The sequence below is a fragment of the Pyrococcus yayanosii CH1 genome, from assembly GCF_000215995.1.
GTDB classification, from domain to species: domain Archaea; phylum Methanobacteriota_B; class Thermococci; order Thermococcales; family Thermococcaceae; genus Pyrococcus; species Pyrococcus yayanosii.
The window spans coordinates 1,355,262-1,378,341 of sequence record NC_015680.1 but is presented as its reverse complement, the minus strand read 5'-3'; the positions used below and the strand labels follow the sequence as shown (position 1 = coordinate 1,378,341).

21 protein-coding genes are annotated in these 23,080 nt (G+C 52.3%); 8 read left to right on the top strand and 13 right to left on the bottom strand.

The window, feature by feature from the left end; translation table 11 throughout:
• The 4 genes from PYCH_RS07680 to PYCH_RS07665 form a co-directional block, all read right to left on the bottom strand.
• Positions 1-312, bottom strand: a complete 312-nt coding sequence (locus PYCH_RS07680; RefSeq protein WP_013906290.1) for a V-type ATP synthase subunit H — start codon at positions 310-312, stop codon at positions 1-3.
• Between the two features lie 71 nt (positions 313-383).
• Positions 384-1,073, bottom strand: a complete 690-nt coding sequence (locus tag PYCH_RS07675; protein WP_013906289.1) for a potassium channel family protein — start codon at positions 1,071-1,073, stop codon at positions 384-386.
• 4 nt (positions 1,074-1,077) lie between these two features.
• Positions 1,078-2,595 carry a preprotein translocase subunit SecD gene (locus PYCH_RS07670; RefSeq protein ID WP_013906288.1) on the bottom strand — a complete coding sequence of 506 codons (1,518 nt, stop codon included), beginning with the start codon at positions 2,593-2,595 and terminating at the stop codon, positions 1,078-1,080.
• Entirely contained in the window at positions 2,592-3,467 is an 876-nt protein-coding gene (locus PYCH_RS07665; protein ID WP_013906287.1) for a protein translocase subunit SecF, read from the bottom strand. The genes PYCH_RS07670 and PYCH_RS07665 overlap by 4 nt, the downstream gene beginning before the upstream one ends.
• 129 nt (positions 3,468-3,596) lie before the next feature.
• On the opposite strand from PYCH_RS07665, the gene PYCH_RS07660 reads away from it, so the two are divergent.
• Both PYCH_RS07660 and PYCH_RS07655 read left to right on the top strand, forming a co-directional pair.
• Positions 3,597-4,571 (top strand): bifunctional N(6)-L-threonylcarbamoyladenine synthase/serine/threonine protein kinase, encoded by a 975-nt coding sequence (locus PYCH_RS07660; protein WP_013906286.1) that lies wholly within the window; start codon positions 3,597-3,599, stop codon positions 4,569-4,571.
• A gap of 14 nt (positions 4,572-4,585) precedes the next feature.
• Positions 4,586-5,308, top strand: coding sequence for a DUF835 domain-containing protein (locus tag PYCH_RS07655; RefSeq protein ID WP_013906285.1), 723 nt, complete (start codon positions 4,586-4,588; stop codon positions 5,306-5,308).
• On the opposite strand, the gene PYCH_RS07650 is transcribed toward PYCH_RS07655, so the two are convergent.
• From PYCH_RS07650 to PYCH_RS07640, 3 genes are read right to left on the bottom strand one after another with little or no spacing between them, the layout of a single operon-like run.
• Positions 5,286-6,278, bottom strand: coding sequence for a flippase-like domain-containing protein (locus PYCH_RS07650; protein ID WP_013906284.1), 993 nt, complete (start codon positions 6,276-6,278; stop codon positions 5,286-5,288). The two genes, PYCH_RS07655 and PYCH_RS07650, sit on opposite strands and share 23 nt — an antisense overlap.
• Complete coding sequence (locus PYCH_RS07645; protein WP_013906283.1) at positions 6,275-7,429, bottom strand: RsmB/NOP family class I SAM-dependent RNA methyltransferase; 1,155 nt, start codon at positions 7,427-7,429, stop codon at positions 6,275-6,277. Before PYCH_RS07645 ends, PYCH_RS07650 begins: the two co-directional genes overlap by 4 nt.
• A 4-nt stretch (positions 7,430-7,433) precedes the next feature.
• On the bottom strand, positions 7,434-7,946 hold the full coding sequence (locus PYCH_RS07640; RefSeq protein WP_013906282.1) for a DUF3201 domain-containing protein: 513 nt from the start codon (positions 7,944-7,946) through the stop codon (positions 7,434-7,436).
• A 112-nt stretch (positions 7,947-8,058) separates the two neighbouring features.
• Here PYCH_RS07640 and PYCH_RS07635 point away from each other — a divergent pair, with 112 nt between their 5' ends.
• From PYCH_RS07635 to PYCH_RS07625, 3 genes are read left to right on the top strand one after another with little or no spacing between them, the layout of a single operon-like run.
• Positions 8,059-9,174 carry a site-2 protease family protein gene (locus PYCH_RS07635; protein WP_013906281.1) on the top strand — a complete coding sequence of 372 codons (1,116 nt, stop codon included), beginning with the start codon at positions 8,059-8,061 and terminating at the stop codon, positions 9,172-9,174.
• Positions 9,171-9,686, top strand: a complete 516-nt coding sequence (locus PYCH_RS07630) for a TIGR00725 family protein (protein WP_013906280.1) — start codon at positions 9,171-9,173, stop codon at positions 9,684-9,686. The genes PYCH_RS07635 and PYCH_RS07630 overlap by 4 nt, the downstream gene beginning before the upstream one ends.
• Positions 9,687-9,703: 17 nt before the next feature.
• Complete coding sequence (locus tag PYCH_RS07625) at positions 9,704-10,396, top strand: HAD family hydrolase (RefSeq protein WP_013906279.1); 693 nt, start codon at positions 9,704-9,706, stop codon at positions 10,394-10,396.
• On the opposite strand, the gene PYCH_RS07620 is transcribed toward PYCH_RS07625, so the two are convergent.
• Positions 10,388-14,329 (bottom strand): DNA polymerase domain-containing protein, encoded by a 3,942-nt coding sequence (locus tag PYCH_RS07620; RefSeq protein ID WP_013906278.1) that lies wholly within the window; start codon positions 14,327-14,329, stop codon positions 10,388-10,390. The two genes, PYCH_RS07625 and PYCH_RS07620, sit on opposite strands and share 9 nt — an antisense overlap.
• A gap of 100 nt (positions 14,330-14,429) precedes the next feature.
• Between PYCH_RS07620 and PYCH_RS07615 the strand changes: the two genes are divergently transcribed.
• Positions 14,430-15,242 (top strand): MBL fold metallo-hydrolase, encoded by an 813-nt coding sequence (locus tag PYCH_RS07615; RefSeq protein ID WP_013906277.1) that lies wholly within the window; start codon positions 14,430-14,432, stop codon positions 15,240-15,242.
• Here PYCH_RS07615 and PYCH_RS07610 read toward each other — a convergent pair.
• Positions 15,239-15,982 (bottom strand): ATPase, encoded by a 744-nt coding sequence (locus PYCH_RS07610; RefSeq protein WP_048058403.1) that lies wholly within the window; start codon positions 15,980-15,982, stop codon positions 15,239-15,241. The genes PYCH_RS07615 and PYCH_RS07610 overlap by 4 nt on opposite strands.
• Positions 15,983-16,067: 85 nt before the next feature.
• On the opposite strand from PYCH_RS07610, the gene PYCH_RS07605 reads away from it, so the two are divergent.
• Entirely contained in the window at positions 16,068-17,207 is a 1,140-nt protein-coding gene (locus PYCH_RS07605) for an RNA ligase (protein ID WP_013906275.1), read from the top strand.
• 10 nt (positions 17,208-17,217) lie between these two features.
• Positions 17,218-18,543, top strand: a complete 1,326-nt coding sequence (locus PYCH_RS07600) for a glycerate kinase type-2 family protein (RefSeq protein ID WP_013906274.1) — start codon at positions 17,218-17,220, stop codon at positions 18,541-18,543.
• Here PYCH_RS07600 and PYCH_RS07595 read toward each other — a convergent pair.
• Genes PYCH_RS07595 through PYCH_RS07580 form a run of 4 tightly spaced genes read right to left on the bottom strand, consistent with a single transcriptional unit; the run spans position 18,535 to position 23,073 of the window.
• Complete coding sequence (locus tag PYCH_RS07595) at positions 18,535-19,560, bottom strand: CheF family chemotaxis protein (RefSeq protein ID WP_013906273.1); 1,026 nt, start codon at positions 19,558-19,560, stop codon at positions 18,535-18,537. The genes PYCH_RS07600 and PYCH_RS07595 overlap by 9 nt on opposite strands.
• 23 nt (positions 19,561-19,583) lie before the next feature.
• On the bottom strand, positions 19,584-20,318 hold the full coding sequence (locus PYCH_RS07590; protein ID WP_013906272.1) for a hypothetical protein: 735 nt from the start codon (positions 20,316-20,318) through the stop codon (positions 19,584-19,586).
• A 32-nt stretch (positions 20,319-20,350) separates the two neighbouring features.
• Positions 20,351-22,570, bottom strand: coding sequence for a methyl-accepting chemotaxis protein (locus tag PYCH_RS07585; protein ID WP_013906271.1), 2,220 nt, complete (start codon positions 22,568-22,570; stop codon positions 20,351-20,353).
• 11 nt (positions 22,571-22,581) lie between these two features.
• The gene (locus tag PYCH_RS07580) at positions 22,582-23,073 is read right to left on the bottom strand and encodes a chemotaxis protein CheD (protein WP_013906270.1); all 492 of its coding nucleotides are present in this window, start codon (positions 23,071-23,073) and stop codon (positions 22,582-22,584) included.
• Positions 23,074-23,080 lie beyond the last annotated feature (7 nt).

Sequence of the window (23,080 nt, the reverse complement as noted above, 5' to 3'; positions counted from 1 at the left end):
TCAGACCCCTCTGATGAGCTTTACGCCCTCTTCGACGGCCTTCTCAAGGTTCTCAGTGGCCCTTATCTTGAGCTCCTCCAACTCTCTCTCCCCTTCCTCCTTAATCTTCCGTGCTTCCTCCTCCCCTTCTCTCCTCTTGGCCTCGATGATTTCGGAAGCCTTCTTCTCGGCCTCCTTGAGTATCTCCTCCTCTATCTTCTTAGCTTCCCCTCTCGCCTCCCTGACGATGGCCTTTGCTCTCTCCTTAGCTTCCTCAATCCTCCTCTCAGCTTCCTTCTCCGCCTCGACTATGGCCTTGATGACATCTTCCATCATGACCATCCCCTTTTATGAGGATGAAATGGGACGTCGGGGTCTAACAACGAGGGTTTATAACCTTTTGCTCATTCCTCCTCTCCTTTCTTTGCCTCGAACACCCTCTTCACTTCTTGGAGGGCGCTGTTCTTGGCGAACACGACAACCGTTCCCCTATTTGGAATCCTTGTATCACCAGAAGGTATCGTCAGGGAATCCTTCTCGTCATAAACGGCTACTATAAGAGAATCCTTGGGAAGTCCAAGTTCCTTAATGGGCTTCCCAGCGACGGCACACTCTTCTGTTATCTGAAACTGAACTATCTCGGCCCCTTCCTTCGGGAAAAGGACCCTGTCAAAGCCAGGGGTCACGATGGTTCTGAATATATATTTGGCCGCTGTCTCTTCTGGGCTAATGACTATGTCGAAGTACCTCTTCAGGTCCTCGACCTCCTCGAAGACTTTTTTGTTTCTCGGGTCGCTTATGCGAAGTATCGTGGTTATCTTGGGATTGATATGCTTGGCGAGGATGCAGGCGAGAATGTTAGCGTCGTCCCTGCCTGTGAGAGCGGCAAAAACGTCCGCCTGCTTAACATTAGCTTCCTCCAGCGTCTTCTGGTCCGTGGCGTCTCCCTCTATCACGAGCCCCGCAATAACTGCCGAAATTTCTCTCGCCCTCTCTTTGTTTGCCTCGATTATCGTGACGTCGTGCCCGCCGTTCTCCAGCATTCTGGCAACTAGCGTTCCGACCCTACCTGCTCCCATGATTATGACGAACATTCCTTCACCTCCTCTCTCCTATGAGAACTTTAGCCATCTCGCCGTAGGCCGGCCTCGTTATTAGAATACCTATGAGGACGCCGAGTATCGTCGTGAAGGCGAAGCCTCTGAGTCCTCCAACGAAGAACTTGAAGAGGAAGCTCATTGCCACAATGGTGGTCGTTGCCGAGGCTAAGATTATGAAGAAGGCCCTTCCCATCCTCTTCAGGACACCACTCCTCTTCACTATCCTCTTTCTCTCCTCTCCACCGAGGAGCTCGTCCGTTATGACTATCTGTTGGTCGACACCCGTTCCTATGGCCGCTATTATTCCCGCTATGCTGGGGAGGTCGAGATTCCAACGGATTAGGGCGGCGACTCCCAGGATTATTAGAACTTCGCTAAAGCTGGTGAACATAACGGGGAGGGCTATCCTAAGCCTGCGGTAGTGGAGGTAAACTATCAGGCCGACAACGAGAAGGGCCGCAACGCCTGCCACTAGGACTTGCCTCTTAAAGCCCTCACCGAGCCTTGGCGATACGTAGTCAATTCTCTCAATTGAAAGTTTCACCGGGAGGGAACCGCTCCTGAGGACGACGGCAACTATCTGGGCGTCGTTCCTGGCTTTAACGTCCGTCTGGCTCCCTCCTATTGATATCATGACCTCGGTGCTTGGTTGTCCAGTCGCGAGGCCGGCCGATACCCTATAGGGGCCGTAGAGCCTGAGAACGCTCCTTATGAAATCGGCGGTGTCTTGGTTGGAGGAGGGAGTTCTGAGCTCTACATTGACGCCAAGCTCCTTGAGCTGGTTGTATAGCTCTCTATCTACGCCCATCAAGATGACCTTTCTCTTACCCTTAGCGAGCTCCGCTATATTTTCGGCGCTCTGGTTCTCGTAAACAACGATGTCTATGTTGAAGGCCTTCTTTATTCTCTCCGGGAGCGTCATGTCTCCGGCCATCGTGAAAGTATCCGAGGTCATGACGTTGTAAATGTCCTTGGAGACCACGATGGTGGAGTTTACTGGCGGATCGAGGAACATATCCACCGGGTACCCGGCCTTCCCCTTGGCAAGCTCGGCGAACTTCTCGGCAGCCTCACGGGAAAGTCGGAAGGGGACGACCCACGCCCCTTCTCGGGGATCGTAGTTTACACTTCCCACGCTAAGGATGTCCTTACCGGTCGCGAACACGACCCCCTCGAACTCCGCATAGAAGACACCCTGCCTTTCTATCGTCTCGAGAAGCTGGTTAGCTTCCTCTTCCGTCACGTTGGCGACCTTCACTAGGACGAACTGATTCCCCCACGGTTCTATAGTTATGTCCTTAACACCGAGGGCATTCAGTCTCTGCTCGAGGGCTATCCTTACCTGCTCCATGGTGTCGGGGTCAACAGGTTGCTCAAGCCTGACGGTGATCGATATACCGCCGCTTATATCAAGGCCGAAGGTCAGCCCTCTCGCGGCGAGGGAAGCTATGGAACCTATAAGCACGATTATGAGGAGCAGGATCCTGGGATTCAGAAAGAAGCGCTTCCATTTCATTTTCTACCCCCCTTCTTGGCAATATACCACCTCAAAACGCCGGCGTTCAGTATCCACGTGTTCATAAAGTCGGCGAGCAGGCCGAATATAAGGACGGAGGCTATGTCGTCTATAACCTGTGCGGTAGAGAAGAGCCAGAGAGATATGAGCGCGCCAAGCGTGGTTGTGCTCATCGTGAACCCGGTTTTCAGGGAGGAGTAGTAGGCATCCTCTATGGTGTCTTCCTTCCTCTTTAATAGACGGGTCGTGAGGAGGATGTTGCTATCAACGGAGTAGCCTATGAGCATGAGGAGGGCAGCTATCGTTGCCTGGCTGAGCTCTATGCCGAATATGTCCATGAGAGCTATTGCGATAACCATGTCAGAGAGGGCCGAGAAGACGACTGTCAGGGAAGGCACGGGCACGCGGAAGAAGAGGAACACAACGACCGCCATTGCGATGAAGGCGTAGGTTATGGCCTTTATTCCCTGTTCCTTAACCATCTGACCGAAGGTTGGTCCTATAACCACGGTCTGCGGCTCGACGGTAGGAAAGAGCTCCTTTAGAACTGCCCTCACGGCATCGACGTCAGCGCCTGCTGGGATGTAAACCCTTATTCCCGTTTCACCCGTTATCCCCGTGAATCTCTCAACTTTCACGTCAATGCCCGTCTTATCTTTGAGGGTATTGGCAAGCTCATCGGGGTTTGCGTTCACTCCCTGGAGTGTTATGACGGAACCTCCTTTCAGCTCGATGCCCTCTTTCACTATGCTTCCGGTGATCGCGTAGTTCGCGGCCAACACAAGAAGGGCAAGAGCGAAGACGATGAGAGGGTAGAGAATCATCTTCTTCAGTTCCATTTTAACGAGCTTCCTCAGTTTCCCTTTTATCATCCCGTCCACCTCTGCTCCCCAAATGGGGAAACCATGTTAAATGATTTTTGGTTGAAAAAATTCGTCAGAACGCTAAAAATTCGGTGGCAAAACTTAAAAATCACGTTGTCCCCGAACCACCGGGGTCCTATGATAGCGCTCGGAATAGAGGGCACTGCCCATACTTTGGGCCTTGGTATAGTGACTGAAGAAAAGGTTCTTGCAAACGTATTCGATACATTAACAACTGAAAGGGGTGGCATTCATCCGAAGGAGGCCGCCGAGCATCACGCGAGGCTAATGAAATCTCTTCTGAGGAAAGCTCTCGAAGAAGCTGGCGTCACGATGGAAGACATCGATGTGATAGCCTTCTCCCAGGGACCAGGCCTAGGGCCCGCCCTGCGGGTGGTGGCAACTGCCGCAAGGGCCTTGGCCATAAGATATAACAAGCCGATAGTCGGCGTGAACCATTGCATAGCTCACGTCGAGATAACGAAGATGTTCGGCGTTAAGGATCCGGTTGGCCTATACGTAAGCGGTGGGAACACTCAAGTTCTTGCCCTGGAGGGAGGTCGCTACCGCGTTTTTGGCGAGACGCTCGACATAGGCATCGGCAACGCTCTTGACGTCTTCGCAAGAGAGCTTGGCCTGGGATTTCCGGGAGGGCCGAAGATAGAGAAGCTGGCCCGGAAAGGCGAGCGCTACATAGAGCTTCCCTACGCCGTCAAGGGCATGGATTTGAGCTTCTCCGGTCTGCTGACTGAGGCCATAAGGAAGTTCAAGAGCGGGAAGTATAGGGTTGAGGATCTGGCATACTCCTTCCAGGAGACGGCCTTCGCCGCTCTCGTCGAGGTCACGGAGAGGGCAGTGGCCCACACGGAGAAGGAGGAGGTAGTTCTTGTTGGCGGCGTTGCCGCAAACAACCGCCTAAGAGAGATGCTCCAGATAATGGCCGAGGATCGCGGCGTGGACTTCTTCGTCCCACCCTACGACCTCTGCAGGGACAACGGGGCTATGATAGCTTACACGGGGCTTAGGATGTTTAAGGCTGGAGTTATGTTCAGGCTGGAGGACACGGTCGTCAAGCAGAAGTTCAGGACGGACGAGGTCGAGGTTGTATGGTGAGCGTGGTGGCTTTGGTGTATAGGCTGGTTCTCTTTTTGGCTTTCCTTTCGATGGCCGTTTTCACGTTTTTCAGATATAGAAGAGCACCGGGTGAGTTCAAGAAGCTTTTCCTAGCCGGCTTGGCGATGTTCGTGATTGGGGCCATCGTTCGGGCAATCGATATAGCGGTTCTTTTTATTTCGGTTCCCCATTACACCACAATCCACATTGTGGGCCATGTAGTCTTCACGGTGGGTATAGTTTTGACGTTCGTTAAGTTCCTGCTCAGGATGGAGGGATTCTTCTATCCCGTGGGACCAGAGCGAGAGTTTTCTAAGGCAGCCTATCTCGGGAAAACACCTCAGGATGCTTTAAGGCTCTTCAATGATTCCACCAAAATCCTCGCAATAACACGCTCTCCTGACCTCTACGAGGGTCTTGATGGCGTCAAAATCGTGTGGGTAACGGGGGCTGGAGAGAAGGGCATTCCTCCCACGGCCCTTCACGTCCTCGGCGACCTCGCGATTAGGTTTGCCACGGAGAACGAGAACGCCGCCGTTATTGTTGACTGCGTAGAGTATCTTATCCTCTACAACGGCTTCAATGCCGTCTTCAAGTTCCTCGTTAATCTCAAGGACAACCTTCTTCTCCGCGGGGCGAAGCTCGTGATAGTGGTGAATCCCGAGACGCTAGGCAAGAGGGAGCTGGCACTTCTTAGGAAGGAGTTTGAGGATATCAATGGGGGGCTCCCTGCCTGAGCGTTAGGACTCCTCCTATCAGCGTCGGTATCCAGAAGGAGATCAGCCTGTCGAGAATTGTGGCAGAGACGGCAATGCTCTTCTCAATTCCCAAGGCTAAAAATAGTGCCGAGAGGACTGCCTCGTTAACTCCAAGCCCGCCCGGTATCACGCTCATCATGGCTATCGCCATGGCGGCCATCTGAACGAGGAGGACGTAGGCGAGAGGAACCTCATACCCTATGCTGAGGAACACGAAGTATGTCCTTAGGACGGAGGCACTCCAAAGCGTGAAAGACCAGAGGAGGCTGATAATGAGTCCTCCTTTATCCTTCCCTAGCTCCCGAAGGGTTCTCTTGAACTCCGAGATGGCCCTCCTAAGCTTCCCCTCTATCACGTCATCAGCCTCGGAAAGCTTCGCCGGAGATATTCTCTTCACGAGCCTTGCGATGAACATTAGGAGCCTGACGGCGGCCCCCTCATGGACGGAAAAGGCAAGTGTCAGGCTGAGGGCAATGATTATGAGGACTATTGACACTATCAGCACCGTAAGAAGGAGCCCGATTCTTAGCTTGAGAGCGTAGTTAAAGGCTAAAAACATGAAGACGACGACAGGTATAACGTCGAGGACCCTGTCGGCCATCACGGTCGCGAAGACTTGGGGGTAGCTCCCGTTCGACCTCTTCGAGATGAAGTATGCCTTCGCGGGTTCTCCTCCCGTCCTTGCACCTGGCGTCAGATTATTCACGAAGATGCCTATCATGACGCCCTCTAGAACCCTTAGGAAGTCAACGTGAACGCCGGCTCTCCTTAAGAACGTCCTCCATCTCACGGCCCAAGCCAGAAGAGCTATCGCCTGCATTCCTGCGGCCAGAAGGAAGTAGGAGGGCTGGGCACCTTTGAGGATATCCATGGTCTCCCCTATTCCCGCCCACCAGAGGAGGCCCAGGAGAATTGCCAGGCCAAGGATTAGGGTCACTTTCCTCTTCATTCCCTCACCTTCCTGAGCTTGGCTATGAAGAAGCCCTGCGTCCTGTGCCTGTTGGGATAGAAGCGCTGGACCTTATCGAGGCCTATCCCTGGGGCCCCTATGAATATCGACTGCTCCTCGAGCTTTAGGCCTTTCTTGAGCATGAACTTTACGTTGCCCTCGTTCTCCTCATAGCTGAGGGTGCATGTAGAGTAAACTAGAACACCGCCCTTCCTGAGGCTCTTTATGGCCGCCCAGATGAAGGCTCGCTGGTAGCGGGCGGTGGCCTCTATATCCTTTGGGGTCCGCGTCTCCCAGAGCTTTGGCCTAACGCCCAAGGCTGTGCACGGCGCGTCGAGGAGTATTTTATCGGCCTTCTCCCCAAGCTCCGGAAGGTTCCTGGCATCCATGTGGATTAGTCTAACATTCTTCACGCCGAGCCTCTTCAGGTTATCCTTCATCTTCTTCAGCCTGTTCTCCGATTTGTCTATCGCTATTATCTCGCCCCTGTTCTGGAGTAGCTGGGCTATGTGGCTCGTCTTACCACCGGGAGCGGCCGCCATGTCAATGATTAAGTCCTCCTCGCTCGGCTCAAGGATCCTCGCAGTTATCATGGAGGGGAGGCTTTGGGGGTAAAAATACCCTTTCTCGAAGCTCTCCAGCTCGCTGAGGCTTGGAAGCTTGAACTTTGGAAGGGTTACCTCCACCGCGAGGCCCCTCGTCGCCATAACCATCTCCCTGTAATCCATCCTCGCTATTCCAATACCAACGAGAAGGCCTCTCGGATCCCTTATCTGAACCTCGTCTCCTTCTTTTATTCCTTTATCTGCCTTTAAAACGCCAGGAGCGTAGAGCATGGCTCCCTGATAGACGCTCTCCGCCGCGTATTTATTCACTACCACCGTCGGGAGCTCCGGATCATAGTCATCGGGGAAGTTGGGACCCTCCCTCTCGAAGTATAGGCCCTCTGGCAGGTAGGGGCTCCTCTTTGGGCTTAGCCCTTCCCTCTTTAGCTCCTCCATGAGCTTTTCCCTGCTAATCTTGAGGGTGTTCACCCGGATGTAGTAGTGTTCGACAGGTTCTCTTAGAGCTCTCATGATCTCGTCTGCTTCGGCTCCGAAAAGCCCACGATAGTATCGCTGTAACTCCTCCGGGAAGGCCTCGAGGTACATGCCATCACCCGAGCAGGTCGTGCCTCTTTGCGAGTTCTATGAACTTTTTCAGTTCTTCCTTAAGCTCTCTCTCGTCGAGGCTTACATCGACCTCGAAGTTGAAGACTTCTTCGTTGGTCCTCATCATGTCCTCGAAAACCTCTTCTGGATCCTTCGGTCTCTCGTGGTTATAGAAGTCCTCTAGGAAGTTCTCGGCCCCGTAGATGAAGGCCCTCCTGAAGGATCTCACGAAGTCCCGGACGAACTCCTTGGAAATGGCCTCTCTCTCGAAGGCGAAGACGAAGTAGAATCCCTGGATGGTTGCCCCGACCTCTCCATAGGGCTTCAGGGCGAAGGCCGGATGGGGGTACTTCATCTCCCTCCATTCACCGTCTATATAGATGTAGGCGTTGAACACCTCTTCCACATCCTCCACCGTAAACCCGGTCAGCTCTTCCTTTAGTTCTTCTCTGAGCCTGAAGATTCCCTCCCACATCCTATTAAGGAGTTTGTGAACCTCCCTTAGGTTTGTCCCCATCCTCGCCCCCCTTGGCCCCTGAGGATTAAGGCCTTAAAGGGCTTTGGGGCACTAGGTTTTTAAGCTGGGTTCACTCATCCTACCCCCGGTGAGGTGATTGGCAACTGTCATCATGATACTCGGACTAATCATCGGCTTCTGGGCGATTGTATACCTCCTCTACGCTCTCGGGGGTCGGGAGTGGGAGAGCATCGAGGTTGCCCCATTTCAGCTCATCTGGAGGACGAGGCGCTTCTTGGACTTTATAGATAGAGTGGGAACATCCCACGCTCGCTTCTGGAAGGCTTATGGGACTCTGGGCGTTGTCGTCGGCTTCGTGGGCATGATATACGTCTTCTACACCCTGCTGACGCTGGCCATAAAGATCCTGAGGCCCAAGGCTGAGGCAATGCCTGGTGTCGTTCCCGTAATCCCGGGCGTCACGATTCCCTTGTGGTATGGCCTCATAGCGCTGGCCGTTGTGATGGTTGTCCACGAGCTAAGCCATGGCTTTGTGGCGAGGGCTGAAGGACTACGGCTTAAGTCGGTCGGTTTCATTCTGCTCTTCGTGATTCCGGGAGCCTTCGTTGAACCTGATGAGGAGGCCCTTAACAAGGCTCCCCTCGGGAGCAAGCTTCGCGTTTACGCAGCCGGTTCGATGGCAAATATCCTTGTCGCCTTCCTCGCGGCTTTGCTTATGAACGCCGTGGCCCTCGCCTTCATCCCCACTGGCGTCGAGGTCCAGGGAGTTGTGGCGTCTTCACCGGCCGACGGCGTCCTTCAAAAGGGGGACGTCATCGTGGCGATAAACGGTCACTCGATGGAACGAATAGAGGAGTTCTTCGAGTTCATGAACTCGACGAGGCCCGGTCAAACCCTCGAGCTGACGGTTCTAAGGAATGGGGAGCGGCTCGATTTGCGGATAACCTTGGGGGAGCACCCCGAGAAGCCTGGAAAAGGGTATATAGGGATATACCCTGCCCAGCATGTGCGGTCGAAGATAGGGTTCGACAGTATTCTCATAGCTCTGTTCTCGGCTTTCTACTGGATATACCTCCTTAACTTTGGCATAGGCCTAATGAACCTCTTCCCAATTATCCCGCTCGACGGCGGTAGGATGGTTGATGATATCCTTAAGGCCCTCCTGCCGCGCACCGTAGCGAGACTCCTCAGGTATTCGATAATGGCCGTTGGCGTGCTTCTGCTTGCCATAAATCTTATTCCCGCACTGAGGGGGTTGCTGGGATGATTCAGGTGGCGATAGCGGGTTCGAGTGATGAGAAACTCCTTCCAGAGGCCGAGAGAAAGGCGAGAGCCTTTGCAAGGGCCCTGCCAACAGATGTCGTTCTGTTGACGGGTGGCAGAGGAGGGATAATGAAGGTTGTGAGCGAGGAGTTCTCGAAGAGAGGAGGCACAGTTGTCGGGATACTCCCCTTCAGGGATAAAGGGAATGAGTTCAACGCCATTCGGGTGAGGACGGGAATGGATCCTGTTGAGAGGAGCGCCGTTCTCGTGAACTCGGCAGATGTCCTTGTGGTGTTGGGTGGTGGCGTTGGTACGATGATAGAGGCTCTTATGGCCTACAACCTTGGCGTTCCTGTCGTAGTTCTCACGGGGACAGGGTACAGGAGCGACCTCTTGGCGAGGCTTGCGTCTGACGGTTACTTCGACCACAAGAGGAATGTGAGGGTTTACGTGACCGATGACCCGGAAGAGGCCGTTGAGCTGGCCTTGAGAATGGCCCATATGAAAACTGGCTAGAAGTCGGGGGTGGTGGGATGAAGCTCGTATCCTTCGACGTCTGGAATACACTTCTCGACCTCAATGCAATGTTGGAAGAGTTCTCCTTCGAGCTAGCTAAGGTAGCAGGTAAATGCGTCGTTGATGTCGTTGAGGCCGTTATGGAGGCTAGAAATAGGATAAAAGTCCTGAGGGCTCGGGAAGGGGGCAATCCAAAGAGGACATTGGAGGAGAGCCAGGAGATTCTCGCGGAGCTCCTCGGGGTAGACGTCGAGCTAGTAAAAAGGGCCGCGGCTAGGGCCGTGCTGAGCGTTGAAAGTATCGTCCTGTCGGGTGCTAGGGAGGCGCTGGAGGGCGTCAAGGGGAGAGGCCTCAAGGTTGTCGTGCTCGGGAACGTCATGTTCTGGCCTGGCTCCTACACGCGCCTCTTGTTGGAGCGCTTCGGCCTGATGGAGTTCATAGATAGGACTTTCTTTGCGGACGAGGTTTCTGCTTACAAGCCGATGGTTGAGATGTTCGAGAAGCCGCTGAAGGCATTTAACGTGAAACCTAGGGAGGCCATCCATATAGGGGACACGTATGCCGAGGACTTTGAAGGAGCTTTGAAGGCGGGCATGTGGGCCGTCTGGATAAATCCAGAGGCCAAAAAGGTAAGGAGGATTCACGAGAGGGGTTTTGAAGTATCGAGTGTGGAAGGCATTCTGGAAGTGCTGGAGATAATTTCAAAGTGATGCTTTCCTTTTCAGCCAAGCATCTAAGCCTGCCTGCCTCGTCTTCTGGTAGCGCAAATCCTCCTTTCGGTACCCAAATGCCTCGAGAATTCTCAGGACAGCTGGGAGAACCTGGTTCTCTATGTAGTATTCTGCATCGTACTTGTGCCTGCTTGGATCAAACTCCTCCGCGGGGATTGCCCTCCTACTTATTGGTCCATCCCCCCTCAGGACGAGGTAACCTATGACCATGCCGGGCCTTACCTTTATGCCTCTGGCTGCGAGTCTCTTTGCCACGGCAACGTGCGGGCCCACTGCCTTGTAATCTTTCAGGTCGCGGGTTATCTGCTCGTAGATAACCAGCTTTTCCGGGGGAACTTCGTACTTGCTAAGCTTTTCTGTAACCTCTTTAACGATTTTCACGGCCTTTTCTAGGTTACCTTCCTTCAGTATTGCCTCAAGAACCCTCGCTTGAGTTTCTTTCGCTATCTCGCTCCAATCCCTCCTAACTATTTCCAAACCCCTCGTTATTATTTTTCCTTCTTCATCTATCAGGGCGTACTTCTTCTTCGTAACAAAGAATCCCCTCTTGTAGAAGCCCTCGTATTCGAGCTCCAATAGGCCTGGGAGCCTGGCGTTTATGTACTTCACAAATTCTAAGGCTCTCTCCTTTATCTTGTCCCATTCCCTGCTTCCCGGTATTGTGGCGTAGAGCCCGTCGGTGTCTATGTAGAGGACTTTAAAGCCCCTCTTCTCAAGCTCTCTACTAACCAGCTCGATGTACTCTCTCCCCCATGCGGTAACGCTCTCGGCGCACTCCTTGCAGTACCACCTGGCCTTCGCATAACCATAATAGCCATAATAGCTGTTGTGGGCGTAGAGGAGCCCAAAGCCGGCCAGGAAGTTCTCATCACCTTCAACACTCAGGTCGTAGACGTAGCCATCATAGCGTTCCCTTTTAACATCAACAACTCTGTCAAGAACTATGTCCCCATCAAGAAGCCACTCTATTCTCTTGGCCCTCTCTTCGTCAAGCTTCCCGCTCTCAACCAGCTCCCTGAACTTTTCATGGCTCATATTTTTCTGGAAGACCTTTCCGAAGGTTTCTTTGAGTATTTCCTTGGGGATAACGTGAGAATAGTAGGCGTTCTTTTTCTTCCGATATTCTACAAACGGCAGTTCCTCGTTCACGTAGACCCTGTAAACCCCACTATCGTGGCGGATCTTTATGGCGGAGACGCCAAGCGAGTTGAGGAGCAGGACGAGGCCATTTACCAAAAGCTCGCTCTTAGTGGAGAGCCGAACCCTCTTGCCCAAGTGAACGTCGCCGTCGCCGATAAAGTAGCCCTCAAGGAAGGCCCAGCGTACGTTTTTGGGGGAGGTGAAAATAACATCCGGGACTCTTTTGTTCTCGGCCAAAACACCGCAGAGTCCCTTGAATATTACGTAAGCCATCTTCCTCGGAATCTCAACGTAGTTCTTTCCACGCCTCGTCCTTCCAAAGAATTTCGATGCCAGCCTTTCTATGTCATCGAGAACGCTCCCGTCTTCGTTGTAAAGCTTAACCGAGTAGCTCCATCCGTTCTTCTTGTTTCTCTGCTTTCTGGCATAACCCTCGCTCACGTAATAGCCGAGGAGCTTCGCAAAGTCCCTGTTAACATCTATGAACGGTCTCATCCTGAACCCGTTTCTGGTTCCAATCAGCCACTCCTTAAGCTCCTCCTCGGGCATCGTGTGGATAACGTCGCGGATGGCGTTGAAATCAACTATGTATTCCCTCCTGTTGCCGTTGTAGCGAACCGTTTGGACGAGCTTTTCATACAGTTTCTTGTAACTTTCGAGTCCCTCTTCATCAATGACCTCGTAGCCGATTTTCCTAAGCTTCACGTAGCCAAGCCTTTCAAGGTGCTCCAGGTAGCGTCTGGCTGTCCTTAGCCTTTTTTCTTCCCCAAAAATCCAGCGGAGGGTTCTCAGCATTCCCTTGAAGAAGTTCTTTCTGCCTTTCACAGGAATCGTCATGACGATGTCCTTTGTTTCCTCTTCCGGAAGTTCAAGGAGCAGTTCAACTATGTTTAGCCGTTCTTTCCTTTCGGGGAGGTTTACTCTCTTCGGCACCGCCAGAAGATCCCCGGGTTTAACTTCTCCACCGGTTATCTCCACGAGTTCACCGTTCCTGTACGCGAAAAGGCTGTGACCTCCTGTTACCCGTATCCTCCTCCCTGAGCTGAGTACTACTTCGTAAACGTCCCCGGAATAGCTGTGCCTAATCACCGCCTTTACGGGCATCGTGCGTGCTTTCTTTGACACTCTGTCAAAGGATAAGGCTTTGATTCCCTCAACTTCAAGAACTTCTGTGTCGCCGTTCCTATTCACCAACTCCGAATTGGTCTCCATTAGTGAATCAACAAATTCCCCTATGCGAACCAGTTTGAGTTTACCGTTTTCGAGTATGGGGATAAATTCATCTGGAAGCAGGCTGTTGGCGAGTATCTTGATGGCCCGCTGCCTGTAATCGAGGAGCTTCCTCTCTATTGGGTCTATCGTGGCTTTCATCTTGCGCTTAATCTTCTGCCTTTCATCCAGCAGTTGTCCAAGGAGGCTGGGTATGAAACCAGGGAAGTCCTTACAGAAGCGGTGCCCAACCTTAGGGGCAACATCGTAGCTATTGCATCCCTCCTTGTTCAGTGTGTCCGGAGATATGTTGTGGGTTATTATGATGGATGGATATAGACTCCTAAAATCCAGGTAAATTATCCCCTCCCACAACCCCTTTTCTGGCTCCTTCACATAGCCACCTTCGTAGCTCTCCCTCAGCCTCCTCTCGTATTCCCTCTCATCCGGCCTGTTTGGTGCCAGCTCGTTCCTTTCATACGCTTTTCTCAGGAGGAACCACTCGACGAGGTTGCCTGTCGAGGAGCGGGAGACATCCCAGACAGGCTGACCTACGAGCCTTGCCAGCTGGGCCTCCATAGGGAAGAACTCCCTCCCGAGCTCGTAGGTTACCTTGGCATCTTCCATGGAGTATTTGGCGACCCTTTCTAAGCCTTTACAGTTTTCCCATGCCCTCGCTATCTCATTGGGATAGACTTTCTCCTTAGGCCTTCCAAAGACCGCCTCGTAAACGGCCTCGAGTGTGTAAGTTGGTAGATTTATCGTTCTCCTGATGACGGGATATATGTCGAAGTGTATCCTCCCCTTCACCTCAACGGCGAACCCGTCTCCCATCCTCTGCATCTTGGGCTCGCTACCGTCCCTGCCGATTGGAAGCTTCATCCCGAGCTTTTCTGCTCTCTTCAGGAGGTAGGGAAAGTCAAAGTTATCGCCATTGTACGTTATAATGACGTCGGGGTCCTTTTCCCTTATCACGCGGAGGAACCTCTTTATCATCTCCCTCTCGCTCGAGACGACCTCGACGTAGGGAAGGTCAACCCCCTTCCAAGTTATCACCTTGGCACCTTTCTCGTCCGCGTAACTGATCATTATTATCGGGCCGCTCCCGAACTCGTCCCCCTCGTGATAGAGTGTCTCGATGTCGAAGGCCAAAAGCTTCAGCTCTTCGTTTCCTTCCATCGGTATGAGCCCTTTGTCGATGAGGTAGCGCTTGGCGAAAGGTATGTCGTACTCAAAGATGTCGATAACGGCAGGATGCTCCCTTATCTTCTCCCTTATCGCCGGAACGTCCTGAGGATGCTCGAAGTAAAGCTTCCAGACCTCGATGGGGCGGCCGAGGAACTTCTTCCTTACCTTCTCGGCTTCCACGACCCTCACGACTTTTCCGTGCCTCTCCGCCGTGATTTTTTTGATATCCTCTATGGCGGAGTCGTCCCTCAGAAGGGCGTAGATGTAGGGCCTAAAAGAGCGGTCGTATTCTACCTTGAACTCGCCGTTTTCCTTCTTGAAAATCCTCACAACGGGTTTTCCGTTTTCGGTTATGTAGTCAGCGTCAAGTATCATGGGGACTCCCCCTTTACCTAATGCCCCTTCCTAAATTAACCTTTGCCCGCTCCCAACCTTTATATATCCGGCCATTGGAAAAAGGCGGGGAGGTGTTGAATTGATAGAGATAACTTTCCTCGGTGGTGGGGGAGGCAGGTTCGTTACGATAACGCAAGCGAGGGCGACGGGAGGTTTCTTCATCAGGACCAGCAAGAACATATACGTGGATCCCGGGCCCGGGGCTCTCGTGAGGGCTTGGCGCTATAAGATAGATCCCAGAAAAATAGACGTGCTGTTCATATCCCACAGGCACACGGACCACTGCAACGACGCTGAGGTTATGGTTGAGGGCATGACAATGGGGGTGACGAAGAAGAGGGGTGTCCTGATAGGGTCGAGGAGCGTAGTCTACGGGGACGAGGACCATACACCTGCCGTGAGCAAATACCATCTTGACGCTCTCGAAGAGGTTCACGCCCCCAACCCCGGCGATAGGTTTCGTATCGGCGAGGATGAGATGATAATAACGCCCTCCATCCATAGTGATCCAACGACGATCGGCTTTCGCCTGAAGACCCGGTTCGGTGACGTATCCTACATCCCGGATACCCAGTACTTCGACGAGCTCAAGAAGTGGCACTCGGGCGCTAGGGTTCTTATAGCTGCCGTCACGAGGCCGAGGGACATGAGGATTCCATACCACCTCTGCACCGAGGATATAGTTTACATGCTCAAGGACATGAAGGAGAAGCCCGAGATCCTACTCATGACCCACGCTGGCATGAAGATGCATTTCGCTAACCCCTACAAGGAGGCAAAATTCATAGAGACAGTTACTGGCGTGAAGACCTACGTTGCTAAGGAGGGCTTCCGGGTAACCATAGGAAAGGAGATAACCGTAAGGACGCTCAGGCCTGCCCGCTTCGTTTAAGCCCTTAGAACGTCCATTATGAGAACTTTGGCCATATCCTCCGTAAGGGCTCCCGCCCTTAGCTCCCTCAAAATCCTCTGGATGCCGAATCTCTTCAGTATTGGGGCTCTCTTCGTGGCCGATCTCCAGAGTGGGCATCCGAAGCCGAGTGCGTACTTCCGCCCGAGGATCTTTATTGCCTCAGCCTTCGTGAGGGTCAAGAACGCTGGGAGGTTCAGAACGATAATGGAGCCTTTTTCGTAGATGGAGGCACTCCCGAAGCTCAACAGGTCTCCGCTGGCCACTATCTTTATGCCGTTATCCAGCGCGTAACTCTCGACGGCTTTCATGACCATTGAATGGCACCTTCCGCATATGGGGGCCCTCTTCTCTATAAGCCTCTTCATCTCCTCCATGTAGCCCGGAACATCAACAAGAATTGCTCCTTCCATCGTTGCCTTCAAAACTACCGGCTCCCTGAGCTGAGGAAGCCTTGCCATAACGGGGATTACCTCAAAACCAGCCCACCTCAGTATTTTTAGAGTAGCGGTACTGTCGCTTCCACCGGAGTAGGCTACAACGATCTTTTCGCCCACTTTATCTATCTCGAATTCCCTGCCTTCAAGCCTAAAGACAACGAGATCCCTAAGCCTCTGATAGGCTCTCTCTCCTATGGTCTTTCTAACCCTTTCCAGAGCTCTGAGGCTCGCTTTGAGTCTGAACCTCCTGACAAAGTCATCTTTTGGAATTGGTCTTAGCATGTTAGTGCCTCTGTTCTGTGCGTTAAATACTTTCTCTGGCCAAACCATTATTAACTCCTAGGTTCAAACTAGTTAGGGTGGAAGCATGGTTAGTTCGCACTTTAAGGAAATCCTCATGAGACTTGGTCTCCCTGAAGATAGGATAGAGGTCCTTGAGGCTAAGGGGGGAATAACTGAGGAGGAGTTCGATGGCATAAGGTACCTCCGCTTTAAAGATTCTGCGCGGGGCCTTAGGCGGGGGACGGTGGTATTCGACGAGGCCAACGTCATCCTCGGGTTCCCACATATCAAGAGGGTAGTAAGCCTAAGGGCTGGCGTGATGAGGATATTCAAGAGAACGCCCTTTTATGTGGAGGAGAAGGTGGATGGTTATAACGTTCGTGTCGCCTTAGTTAGCGATAGAGTTCTTGCGATAACGAGGGGCGGCTTTGTCTGCCCCTTCACGACGGAGAGGATATTGGACTTCGTGCCAGAGGAGTTTTTCAAAGATTATCCACACCTCGTCCTCGTCGGTGAGATGGCTGGGCCCGAGAGCCCCTACCTCGTCGAGGGGCCGCCCTACGTTGAGGAGGATATCAGATTCTTCCTTTTTGACATCCAGGAGAAGGGAACAGGCAAAAGCTTGCCAGTCCAGGAGCGGCTAAAGCTTGCGGAGGAGTACGGCATCCCTCACGTCAAGGTTTTTGGCCTCTACACGGTCGATAGGATAGAGGATCTCTACGACCTCATCGAGAGGCTGAGTAGGGAAGGAAGGGAAGGGGTTGTGATGAAGAGCCCCGACATGAAGAGGGTCGTCAAGTACGTAACGCCCTTTGCCAATGTGAATGACGTGAAGATAGGAGCGAAGGTCTTCTTCGAGCTTCCCCCCGGCTATTTCATGAGCAGAATAATGAGGCTCGCCTTCTACGTGGCCGAGAGGAGGATTAAAGGGGAGAGGTTTGAGGAACTAGCGAGGAATTTGGGAAAGGCCCTTCTCGAACCTTTCGTAGAGTCGATATGGGACGTTGAGCAGGGCGATGAGATAGCCGAGGTTTTCAGGATCAGGGTTAAGAGGATAGAGACTGCTTATAAGATGGTCACCCACTTCGAAAGGCTCGGCCTGAACATAAAGATAGAGGACATAGAAGAAGTTGGGGGAATGTGGAGGATCACCTTCAAGAGGGCCTATGACGAGGCCACGAGAGAGATAAGGGAGTTGATAGGCGGGAGGGCCTTTGTCGACTGAGGTGGGGAAGATGAATCCCCGAGATGTCGCCCTAACTCTCGTTAGAGAAGCAATAAGGGCCGCTGATCCTTACCTAGCCGTAAAGAGGGCTTTGCGTATCGAGGATGGGAAGATAATCGTCCAGGGAAAGGTTTTCGGGGTTAGGGGCAGGATTTACGTTCTCGCCTTCGGAAAGGCGGCCTGCGAGATGGCGAGGGCTGTGGAGGATGTCCTTGGTGAGGGAATAGCGAGTGGCATTGCCGTAACAAAATATGGGTACGGGCGGCCTCTGCGGAGGATCAAGGTCATCGAGGCGGGGCATCCGATACCGGACGAGAACTCCATTCGGGGAGCCGAGGAGGGCTTGAGGCTAGTTGAGCGCGTTGGGTCAAAGGACATCCTCTTGGTGTTGATATCCGGAGGTGGCTCAGCTCTCTTCGAGCTCCCTGAGGACGGCATAACGCTTGAAGACATCAAGAAAACGAACGACCTTCTCCTCAAGAGCGGGGCGAGGATACACGAGATAAATACCGTCAGGAAGCACATATCGAAGGTAAAGGGAGGCAAGCTTGCAAAGCGGGTTAAAGGAACCCTGGTGGCCCTGATAATTTCTGACGTTGTTGGGGACGACCTCGAGGCCATAGCCTCTGGCCCCACGGTGAAGGATCCAACAACCTTCGAAGACGCTCACAGGGTCCTAAGGCTCTACGGCCTCTGGGCCAAGGTGCCCGAGAGCGTGAAGGCACACATAGAGAGGGGGCTGAGGGGAGAGGCCGAGGAGACCCTGAAGGAAGACCTTCCAAATGTCCATAACTTCCTCATAGCAAGCAACTCAATTGCCTGCGAGGCCGTCGCGGCTAAAGCCAGGGAGCTGGGCTTCAACCCTTACATTCTCACAACGACGATGGAGGGAGAGGCCAAGGACGCGGGCCTTATTTTGGGGGCCATAGTCCAGAGGGCCTATTGGGAGGAAGACCCCTTCAGAAAGCCCGCCGTCCTGATAGCGGGTGGCGAGACAACTGTCACGATAACTGGAGATGCTGGAATGGGTGGCCCCAACCAGGAGCTCGCCTTGAGCATAGCCCGGAAAATCGCGGGGCTGAAGGGCGTTGTAGTCGTTGCCTTCGACACCGACGGGACGGATGGCCCAACGGACGCGGCTGGTGGCATTGTGGACTGGGAGACGCTCAAGCGGCTGGAGGCGGTAGGCCTTCGGATTGAGGAAGTTCTAGCGAAACACAACGCATACAGAGCCCTTAAGGTCGTTGGAGCCCTGCTCTTCACGGGGCCCACGGGAACGAACGTGAACTCGATGGTCATAGCTGTCATCTGGAGAATTGGAAAAAGTTCACATTGATACAAGGCCGTACTTTAGAAGCTTGTTAACTATCTTTCTGCCTTCGGACGTCAGGTCGACGACCTTCCTTATCATGATGATTTTTAGCAACCCTTTGTCTATCATGCGGTCATAGATCTCTTCTATCTCCTTCTCGCTGACGCCCAAGAACTGGTGCAGTTCGAGAGGATTAATGCCAGAGTACAGGGCCACAAGTATCTGCTTCTCTGTATCGTCGAGGGCTTCAAGCTCCTTTAGCTCCCTCTCTATAACTTCCTGGAATTCAGCCTTTAGTGTTGGAAACTCATCGGAAATTTTCATAATGAACTCCAGGTAGTTTGGCACATAGGTTAGCAGGTACCTTAGCACGAAGAGTTGTGTCTGCTTGTCAGGAATGTAGAGGTAAGACGTTACGCTCTGATCGATGTAGAAGTGTCTTATCTTCCATGCCCTAACTTTCTTGCCGTTCATTTCAACCTCCTCTATCTCTATGTCCTCTATGTCTGAGAATATTGACACGGGCTTTTTTTCTTCTGTGATTACAATTATGCTCCTTTCCTTGCGCTGGGTGCGGGCGGATTTGACGGTCACAACCCTCAACCATCCCTGCTGCCACGTGGACTCCATATTTATAGCACCACCCACTATTCTCGCCACCTGAACCATTGCGGGCTTTCCATTTATGAGGGTCTCAAAAACCTTATGGGTGAATTCCTTGAACTTCTTTTCGTCGTAAATAAGTAGATTTTCCTCTATCGTTAAGATTAGCAAAACTTCACCACGGGTCGGGAAATAAAATTTCATACCAAAGTGGTCTTTCTCTGGGTTAAGCTTCATGTCATCGGGGATTTGAACGGCTATGTCTGTAAGCGCTGAGAAGGGAAAGGTATCCTCTCCAACGACCTCACCCATCTTAATATATTTTAGAACGAGCCTATCGCTTTCAAGTTGAGCTATCGCATCCCTCCAGCTGGCCTTACTCAGGGTCCTCCACGAGGTCTGTATCGCGGCTTTCACCCTGACCTCTGCTATAGGCATCGCTGTTCCCCCTTGAAAACCCTTTAGAGGGCTTCAAGTTCTTGAATTCTCTTTTCAAGGTTCTCGACTTTCTTCCTGAGCTTCTCAACTTCTTGACTGAGTTTAATCTCAAGAGGCGTTACGGCTGGGTTCTCACCCCTACTCTTTATAAGCTCATCGAGTATCGAAAGAGCGCTGTTTATGCTGGACGTCATCCTTATGAGAGCCTCATCGGGGGAGAGTCTAATAGGTTCCTTATCCTTGCTCCTGAGCTCTATGGGCAGCTTTGTCCTTGCAACGTAAGCTATGGCCTGGTTGAGCTTCTCCTTATCACTCTGGGAGGGGAAGCGGGCGAGCCATAGCCTCTTAAATTCATCGAGCTCTCCAAGTATCTTCATGAGGAAGGCATTGTACTCTTCCTCCGTTATAAACCCTAAAGCATACCCTCTGGCTACATCGAGGAGCATTAGTAGCCTCTCTTTCTTCCTCTTGGCCTCGTCGAGGACGTTCTGTACCTTCTCATCGATTACCTGCCTGAGCTTCTTTATGATTTCCTCCTCATTGATTCCTCCGAGCTCCTTTTTCTGGTTTATCTCTCCTTTTGTGGAGCCTTTAGGCTCCTCTCTCCTCTTAATGGGCTGAGGTTCCGGTGCCTTCGTCGCCATGAAGGTTTCTAGCTCCCTTACGTACCTTCCCATAGCGTTTGATGCTATCCACGCTGAAATAATTGCCCCAGCTATTACCGCAACCACGACCACCAGCATTGTAATTATGTCCATTCTTCTCACCTCCGTAAAAAGAAGTTAAGGGGTCACACACGGAACCTGCTAATGATATTCCGGAGATTCTCCACCAAGCTCTTGAGGTCGTTGGTAGCCCTCTGGAGCTCTTCTATGGCGGCGGTCTGCTCCTCCATGGCCGAGCTGACCTCTTCGGCACTCGCCGTCGTCTGCTCCGCGGAGGCGGCCAGATTCTCAAGGGCCTTAAGAGCGTTCTCGACTTCCTCTTGCGTCTTGACTATCTGGGACTTAACTTCACCCATCCTCATGCTTGTCTCCTGAAGGAGCTCTGCTATATTGCCAAGATAGCTGATTGTGTCCCTGAGTGTCTCTGAAGACTCTCCAATGACGCTAACGCCGGTTTTCGTGGCATTAACGGCCTGTCTGATCTCATCTGTTATCTTGTCTATGATGCTCTTTATGTTGTCTGCAGCTTGTTTGCTCTCCTCGGCGAGCTTCCTAATCTCCTGCGCAACCACCGCGAAGCCCCTGCCGGCCTCACCAGCTCTGGCGGCCTCTATGGCGGCGTTTAATGCCAAAAGATTTGTCTGCTCGGCTATGTTTGTGATTACGTTTGTAATTTCCTCTATGTTCCTGCTCATCTCGGCGACCTTGCTAACGGTTTCCTCAATCCTGGCCATCATATTCTGAATATCGGCTATCCTCTTGAGGGCCTCATCACCCTTCTGGCTGCCTTCGTTGGCTATGCTAACAACTTCATTGACAGCCCCCTCGAACTCGTCCATGGCACGGACACTCTCCTCGCTGACCTGGGCCACCATCCTCATGCCCTCGGTTATCTCGTTGATGGTTTCCTGCTGCCTCTGGGCCTCGGTGCTGACTTGCTGGATTGCCTCGTTCACCTGGTTGATAGCCTCCGTGACGTCCTTGGATATCTGGGCGAGAACTGTGGCTTTCTTGTCGAGTTCGTTCGTCATATCAATAAGAGACCCTATGGTCTCCTTGAGCTTCCGGGTTACCGACTTTAGGTCATCTATTATATCCTTAAGCTCTCCCTTTGCCTCGACGTTTAGGCCGTTGGTGAGGTCCCCTTGGGCAAGGCGTTCGAGCTTCTGGCTTATGGCATTCAAGGTACCGACAACGTCCTTAGACACGGCCTCGAAAGCCTTTATAAGGGCTCCAATCTCGTCGTTTTCAAGGTACCTTATCCTCCTAACGTATTCGGTGACCTCCCTTAGCCTGCCTTCAGCAAGGGCCTGTGCAGCCTTCTTGAGATTCTCAAGCGGGGCGAGGAGTGAGTTCGTCAGCCTGTACATCACGACCATAACGGCACCGGCGACTATAACTGATATAAGGAGGCCCTGATACACCATCTTGGCAGTCTCGCTCCTAACGGCTTCTTTTGCAGTGACGAGAGGTTCGGCAACATCATCTACTGGCACGATAGCTAGGACTATCCAGCCAGTCGTTTCCATTCTTTTGTATCCTCCAATTTCCTTTGCTCCCTCGAACGTGTAGACTACATAACCCTTGTCCTTGTCTTTCTTGAGCTCGGCCGCAAGGTCCTTGAGCTCTGGAACCTCGAAGATGTTCAATTTATTCACGAGCTCCTCCTTTGGGTGTATTAAAACGAGACCGTCCTGGTTTATCACGACAAGATAGCCGGTCTTACCAAGCTCAATTTGCTCGATATCCTGTATGAGCGTTGAAACGAACACGTCAATACCAATGACGCCCTTGAACTCACCGTTCACGTAAACAGGCTCTGAATAAGTTATTACCCACTTGCCCGTAGAAGCGTCCTGATAAGGCTCGGTATACACCGGCCCATTCTTCTCCTTCGCCGCTATGTACCAGGGTCTAACCCTCGGGTCGTAGCCCTCGGGCAAGGGCTCGTCTGGATATATAAACATATTGCCTTCCTCATCGCCGAAGTATATGAAGGCCACGTTCTCGTCCAGTGCCTTGATTTTCGCGAACCTCTCTAGAAGGAACGCCTTCATTTTTTCCTTGTCCAAGTCAAGGCCTCGTTCATAGGCTTCTTGAACGGCGTCCAGGGCCGTCTTTCCATAGTTTGCTATATGCTTAAAGTAGTTGTCGAGCATTTTCGCCCCAAGTTCCGCAGCGCTCATAGCCATATATCCCCCCACCTCTATGGCTGGAGCTTCCAAGCGCTCCTGCAGAAGGCCCTGCATCTTTTTTAGAGAGTAGAGTGTGGTCCCTGCTAATGTTGCCGTTGAAATTACGACCGCCAGCAATATCATCAACACGACCTTCCGTCTGAACTCCATAGGCCTCCCCCCTAATACACGACTTCGGTAACTCGTCCGCCTGAAACCTTTCTCATTTTAACCTTCCCAGTAGCTAAATCAAGATATATTGTTCTACCACCTTTTCCTCCCGTGTCCTCTGCCACCAGGCGTATTCCCAGTTTTTTTAGCTCCCTTTTTGCAACCTCCACGTTCCTCATGCCTATTTGTAGTTCTCGACTCTTGATGTTCTCGAACATGTGAGCTCCCCCGAAAAGCTTCGCTTCAAGCCGACTCTTGGATGCTCCAAGTTTCAGCACGTCCCTAAGTAGGAGCTGGAGTCCCGTGTCAACGTACTTCGCTGGGTTTCCCCTGCCCCCATATCTAGCGGCCTCTGGGAGGAGTGCATGGAGCAATCCACCAACTTTCGTAACCCTATCATACAAAGTTATGCCCACACAGCTCCCTAATCCATAGGTGCTAATTATCCCCTCTCGCTTTCCCACGGCGTAGTCTCCAATGCCAACCTTGATTTCCTTAGCCATATAGCTC